The organism is Mesorhizobium sp. M7A.F.Ca.MR.362.00.0.0, from assembly GCF_004023175.1.
Taxonomy (GTDB): domain Bacteria; phylum Pseudomonadota; class Alphaproteobacteria; order Rhizobiales; family Rhizobiaceae; genus Mesorhizobium.
In genome coordinates this window covers 1-6,243 of record NZ_RZTF01000377.1, presented here as the reverse complement: position 1 = coordinate 6,243, position 6,243 = coordinate 1, and the positions used below count along the sequence as shown (strand labels likewise).

General features: G+C 62.9%; 6 protein-coding genes and 1 pseudogene. All 7 read right to left on the bottom strand.

Going from position 1 to position 6,243, the window contains the following annotated elements; all coding sequences use genetic code 11:
• Positions 1-111 precede the first annotated feature (111 nt).
• Positions 112-618, bottom strand: coding sequence for a formaldehyde-activating enzyme (gene fae / locus EOC06_RS30480; RefSeq protein WP_128309536.1), 507 nt, complete (start codon positions 616-618; stop codon positions 112-114).
• Positions 619-767: 149 nt separating this feature from the next.
• The gene (locus EOC06_RS30475; RefSeq protein WP_128309535.1) at positions 768-1,628 is read right to left on the bottom strand and encodes a triphosphoribosyl-dephospho-CoA synthase; all 861 of its coding nucleotides are present in this window, start codon (positions 1,626-1,628) and stop codon (positions 768-770) included.
• A gap of 11 nt (positions 1,629-1,639) precedes the next feature.
• Positions 1,640-2,587: a RimK family alpha-L-glutamate ligase gene (locus EOC06_RS30470; RefSeq protein ID WP_128309534.1), complete on the bottom strand. Its 948-nt coding sequence runs from the start codon at positions 2,585-2,587 to the stop codon at positions 1,640-1,642.
• A gap of 135 nt (positions 2,588-2,722) precedes the next feature.
• Entirely contained in the window at positions 2,723-3,679 is a 957-nt protein-coding gene (gene mch, locus EOC06_RS30465) for a methenyltetrahydromethanopterin cyclohydrolase (protein WP_127409106.1), read from the bottom strand.
• The gene (locus tag EOC06_RS30460) at positions 3,676-4,770 is read right to left on the bottom strand and encodes an ATP-grasp domain-containing protein (protein WP_127269830.1); all 1,095 of its coding nucleotides are present in this window, start codon (positions 4,768-4,770) and stop codon (positions 3,676-3,678) included. Before EOC06_RS30460 ends, mch begins: the two co-directional genes overlap by 4 nt.
• 13 nt (positions 4,771-4,783) lie before the next feature.
• The gene (locus tag EOC06_RS30455) at positions 4,784-5,677 is read right to left on the bottom strand and encodes an NAD(P)-dependent methylenetetrahydromethanopterin dehydrogenase (RefSeq protein ID WP_127269828.1); all 894 of its coding nucleotides are present in this window, start codon (positions 5,675-5,677) and stop codon (positions 4,784-4,786) included.
• Between the two features lie 29 nt (positions 5,678-5,706).
• Positions 5,707-6,243, bottom strand: a pseudogene (locus EOC06_RS30450) (GHMP kinase); the annotation flags it as partial.

The following is a 6,243-nucleotide window of genomic DNA, read 5'->3' as shown; positions in this document are numbered from 1 at the left end:
GACGTGCGCCCTTCGGGAGGTGACGTTTCAAAAGCCCAGAACTTTTTTCAGCCGGCGCAACAGACCATCCGTCTCAGAAGAGGGTTTTTCCTGTGCGGGGCTGTCTCTTGTCTAGGCTGCGAACGGATGCTTGACCTTGTCGCGCTGGGCCGTTGCTTCGGCGGCGGTCGGGGTTCCTGCAACAGCGCGCTGGATAGCTTCCTTTGTCGCCTCGTAATTGTATTTCTGGATCTTGGCGTCGTCCGCCGCGTCCCAATGGATGAACACCCCGACGCAGATGAACACGTCGTCCGCTTCGTTGGCCGGAATGGTCCCGTCCGCAACGCTGTCCTGCACAGCCTTTGCCACGGCGTGCTGCGCTGGGCCGAACATCTGGACCGCCTGCTTGGCGCCCTTGATCGTGACCTTGTTGAACATCACGGTGTTGGGTTTGCATTGAAGATTGGGCGCGATCACCGCCAAAAGCGAAGTAAAGCCGTCCTTGTTGTTGGTAAGCGCGTTGCAGAATGCCGTTTCGACCGCGCTCCCCCCCGGGCCGATGAGCAGGTCGACATGCGCGACTTCGTTGCCGTCTCCCACCAGCGATTCACCGACCATAACCTTTGATATTTTTGCCATGCCAATTTCCTCCAAGACACAATTATGATGTCCACGGACGCTGCAACCGAGCAGGCGCTCGATGGACAGCTATCCTTGTTGGCAGCGTCCGGATTTGCCCGGACCGGTTGGCTAGATAGCCGCGGAAGCACAGCTTCCGCTTTTGGAAGTCAAGCACCAACGCCGCGATTATGCAAGGTGAGGGCGAGGGTGTGGACTAAAAGAGTAGCCACGGTGAGGTCGGCCGAGGTGCCGGGATTGATGTTGTCGGCCTTTAACCGACGGTCGAACTCCATGAGCAGGCGAATGCGCGACGGCTCGTCGCCCTCGGCATGGAGCGCCGCCTGGACGGCAACGGCTTCCTGCCGCGCCTGATTTGCGACGTCAACGCCATGCTTGCGCATCACATGGCTGTCGGGGAAGCCGGCGAGAAACGCCATGTAGACGAATACCGTCGGCCACATGCCGGTTTCTCCACGTGCCAACGCTCCATCCAGCGCGGCGAGCCCGACCCCGAACACGTCGCCGAAACAGCTGCCGTACTGGCGGGCGATCATGTCGCGGTCGGCGGCCTCCCGCATCGCGTCCAGCAAATGAACCTTCGGCTCCTGCCGCACATCGTTGGCGGCTTCTCCCAGGCCGCCTGGCGCGGCCGTGACGATCGCCTCGAATACCGCCTTGGTATCCTGCACGCTCAAAGCCCGAAGCAGCGAGTCGAGATTGTCCTGCAGTCTGTCACCGCCCATTTCGGCGGCGCATATCAGTGGCCCTGCCAGAAGGATGATTCCGAGATTGGTATTGGTTGCGACCGCCAGTCGTGTAGCGCGCACCGCCTCCAGCATGCGCTGTCCGACCGGCAGACGAGGATCGGTCAGCGGCCCGGAAGAAACCTCCGCACTCATCATGAACTGGGCGGCGGACATTCCGTGTCCGTCGGCGAACAGATGGACGTTGCCCGGTTTGAGGGCTTCGATCTCCATCCTGCAGGCATCCTTGTAGCTGGCCCGGAGGCGTTCACGCGACAGCGCCATCCTACCGGCCCTCACGAATTCGCAGGCGCGGCAAAACGGTAGGGCCGCGGCGCGGCGGCCGCTTCGGCACGGTCGGCCAGGAGTTTCAGCAAGGCATCGGCGATTGCCTCGGCGATATTCACGGCGACCACCGATTGCAATCCCGACCAGGCGGGCATGCTGTTCACTTCGAGTATGAACAGATTGCCGTCGTCAGCCCGCACGATGTCCACGCCGGCAAAATCCGCGCCGACCGCGGCTGACCCAGCGACAGCCAGCGAGGCCAGTTCCGCCTTGCCATGATCGGAAACCTGTTCCGGCACGCCGCCCCGGTTGACGTTCGTGATCCAGTCGTCGCTGATGCGGCTCATCATCGCCACGGTCTCGCCGGCGCAGACAAAGACGCGAAAATCCCGGAAAGGCGGACCGGCACGCGACACATATTGCTGAAGGTAGTAGACGTTGTTTACTTCGTCTGCGGCCGGCAGGTCCGAGAGCGTGCGGATCAGCTTTATCCCGCGGCCTTGCGCCCCGAACAATGGTTTCAGCACCAGCGGTCCCCGCGGAAGCTCTTGCGCCGCGATCTCCGCGGCGGCAGCAAGTCCTTCCACGGCAAAGGTGGGTGGCGTGGGGAGGCCGGCATTTTTCAAGAGGAATGTCGTCATCGACTTGTCGACGCAGTGCTCGATCGCCTGCGCGGAATTCCACACGGGAACCGACAGTCTGCTTAACGCGTGCAGCACGCCGAGGCGCCGGGTAATCGCTTCGAACGATCCGGCGGCGATCGAACGGACGACCACGGCGTCGGGCAGCGTGCCGCCGAAGCCAGGGATCGAAAGCCCGCTCGGGCTGCTGGTGTCGAATGCGATCGCTGCCAGCGGCACGGCTGCAACGGCGGCGCCTCTCCGACCAAGCCCTGCCGCCAGGCCGTTGGAGCCGGTGTCCACTTTGTCGCTGACGATCAGGATGCGAGGGATCATGTGGCGCCTCGGGTGCGGGAACCTAGGAGGCGTGAGCGATTCCGCGCCCCAATGGCCGCGTCCGCGACGGGGCTGCACGAAATGCAGTCGTCGGGCAGGCGAATGACGGACGAATCCCTTTGCACCGCCATCCTCTTAGCCGAGACTCCGTTCGAGCATTTTCAGATCACGCCGACCGGCGCGAAACGTATCGCCGGTTTCGATCGCTGTCACGATCACTTCGGCCGGGCTGAACAGCAGCGGGTCGATGGCATAGAAATCGCCCTTGAACCGCGCGAAGATCTCGGCGAAGGGTTGGCCGTAGTCCCGTGAGGCGCTGCTGGGAAGTTTTTCCGCGAGTTTGCCAGCCTCTTTCGCAGATCCTTTCACGAAGAGCTGGACGCTGCCGCCATAGATGATGGCATCGTTGGTTCGGCCCATGGCGGTCAGGAAATCCGGATGGGGGGCGGGGATCGGCGCCGTTCCGATGCCGTCGACAACGTTCTCCAGCGGGAATTTGAGATCGTTGATCTTGTGCAGGGCAACCTCGAGCGCGCGCGCGACGATCTGCACGCTGCCGGCAAGACTTTGTGTCGGCGCATAGAGGAAGGTGAGCTTTTCCGTCGCCAGTCCAGTTGCCTTGCCCACTTTCTCAACGATCGCGCGGGGAGGCGGTTCGGCCGTCTCCAGGATAAGCACCGCGGACGATGCGATGTCGCGATAGGAAAGTGTTTCGAACAGCGGTTCGACCCGGGCGAGGGCGCGCGCCGGCCCAGATCCCATCGCGAAATAGTCCTGGCCAGACAGGTTCCAGCCCGCATATTGGCTGCCCAGGCAGGCTAGCACCGGCTGCGAAGATCGCGCTTCGACAGTGAACGGCCATTGCTGTGACGCGCGATCCATGAACACAGAAACGCTGCCGAGACCGCCCATCGCGGCCTCAGCCATGCGCAGCCCGGCTTCGACGCTGCCTACGGTCTTGGCGCCGGCATCGATCAGGCGCTCGCCCAATGGCCCCCTGGAAACGACGATGCGCAGGCGTTCGGCGTCGCCGATCATGCCGTCAACGATGCGCTGTGCATTGTCGTTCAGGAATGCCGAACCGTCTTTCATGTCCGGTCTCCTTCCCATTGGAGTTGCAATTGACTGGCTTGTCCCTTGATGAGTCGCTTGGTCGATTGGGCGCTCGGCCCGCGCGCGAAGACCGTGCAGACAGGGTCGCCGGCAATCAAACGGGTGCCAGCCGACTGCTGGTCCGCTGTCCATTCAGGCCAGGCGATCGACGGAAAGTGAGTGATTGGCGTCGCGGCGTAAGTCACCATCGACGCCATCGAATCGACGAAGCGCGGCAAGCGGAAGACCTGACCCGTCGCGGCGCGCAGATGCGCTTCGATCAATGGCGCGTCGACATCGTCGAAAATGTCGAGGGTGGCGCCTGGCCTCGGATTGATCTCGATGAACTTGTAGCCGTCCGGCCCGCGGATAAGATCGGCGCTGCACAATCCAACCAGGCCGGCGCGCCGCGTCAGACTTGAGAGCCAACCGCCGATCACCCCCGCCTGTCTGCGATCGAAGCGTCTCAACCGCACGGCGCCGCCATAGCGATAGGGCGCTGTCGGGGAGGGGGACGTCCATTGTTGGCTGAAGCCCACGACGTGCGCGGTTTGCCCGTTGCCGACGAACAGGGCCGAGATGCTGCGTCCGGCAACGAAGCGCTGGAAATAGCGGCCGGCGATCGGGCTTTCTCCGGCTGCTCGTCTGACGTGCCCGCCGCCGGCGCCGCCCGCGGTCTTGACCACCCAGTTCTCCCGATCAGGCGGCTGGTCCCATCGCGATTGCGGATGCGGGATGCCAAGTTCGGCGCAATCATCGGCCAGCAACTGCGGATCCTTGATCCTGCGGATTGCGGCGCCGCCATTGCCTGCGAGCGGAAAGTGTCGCGCGATCTCGTCCACGGTCTCAGGCATCCGCTCAAACCCTGAGCCCAGGATAATGGCGACCGGCAGGTCGTCGCCAGCCAATCGCCGAAGCGTGTCGACGATGCGCTCGCCGTCGATGCCCCTCTGCAGGTCGCCCGGCAGCATCGTCGCACGTTCGGCGAGCGCGACGGTGTCCGTATCGCAAAAGAAATCGGCAACCAGCGGACGATAGCCGGCGCGACGCGCGGCGGCGGCCAGCGCCCGGCCTGAAATTGCCGCGATCAAAAGAGATCCGGCGTTACTTGGCAATCTCGCGTGCAAGGGAAAACGCTTCCTGAAAATCGAGCGTGATCGTCTTTTCGGATTCGATCATTCTTTTGAAGAGACCGAATTCGACCTTATATTTGACATTGCCGATGGCAAGCGGACCAATGCCGACAGCTTTTGCCGCTTCGAGTGGATCACCATTGGCATTGACGGCCAATCCTTCGATACCGGCCGGGGGAACGGCATTGACGTCGGCCGCAATAAGCAGATCATTGCCTTTCAACTGGGCTTTGGAGACCACCTGGACGCCAGCTTTGGCGCAAGCCAGGATAATTTCGTTTGCCTCGACCAGCTTTGTCTTGCGTGCGTCGCTCGATCCGTCAGCGGCATCGACGATGATGTTGAACCTGCTTTCGATCTCGGCCGCGATCTGCTTGACCCGTTCGATGCCGTCATGGCCGACAAGTGTGACCCGGGCACCTTCCCCTGCCGCGATGACGGCGGTGCAGAAGCCGACGACGCCGGTGGCACCGAAAACAGCCACCCTCGTATCCCTGAGCGCACGCTGGAATTTCTTCTCCAGCGCCTTTTCGACCTTGGCCACCATCGCCGCGGCCGTGGTGAACGAGCCGGCCGGATCGGCAAACACCGAAACCTGGAAAGGCGGCACCATCGCCTTCTTCGCGGCGTCGAACATGTCGAGCGCCAACGAGGCGTCCTTCCCGGCGATGAAGATGCCGGTGTCGACACCCGCATCCGGCGGGCGCGAAAAGATCGCGTCCTGGACCAGGCCTGTCACTTCGGCGAGGCTTACATCGACATAGGGGACGACGGCGTCGAAACCTGCGTCGAGCGCCATGTTCACGTCGAAGGGGCTCATCTGCTTCAACGGTGTCAGCATGTGCAGGATGTGTTTGCGGGCCATTTCTTGCCTTTCTGCCTGAAACGGGAGCGTCAACTGCCGACGAGATTCAGCCTGGTTGAGCTGATCTTCGCGCCGGAGTTCCTGCCCTTGACGATCTTGATCTCAAGGCCGTCCTCAGTTGCTGTCCTCCGAACCGCGTCGACGAACTTGAGTGCGGCGTCATGTGATGGCGCGAAGGCAAAGCCTGTCGGCCCCCAGGAACTCTGGCCGATGCCGACGGCGCCTGCTTCATTGAGACGGTGGGCCGCCATCTCGACCCGCTTCGAGGTGAACACGCCGCCCTGCGCCGGGGCGAAATGGCTGCCGATCAGCATCTGTATCGCGGTGACGGCGGCGCCGAATGCCGGAAGGTCCCGCTCGACCAAAGCCGGCATAATGCCCATCAGCACCCTCCGGCAGATCTCCCCACTGCCTGCCGTTGGGAATGGCGGCAGCGAACGAAACGCCGCGACCTCGGCAGCGCCATGCAGTCCATGCCCGGAATGGTCGAGGATGAGGATGACGCGCCACTCTTCCGGAAACGGCAGCCGCGCGACGACCGGAGGCGTTCCGCCGCGGTCGTTCTT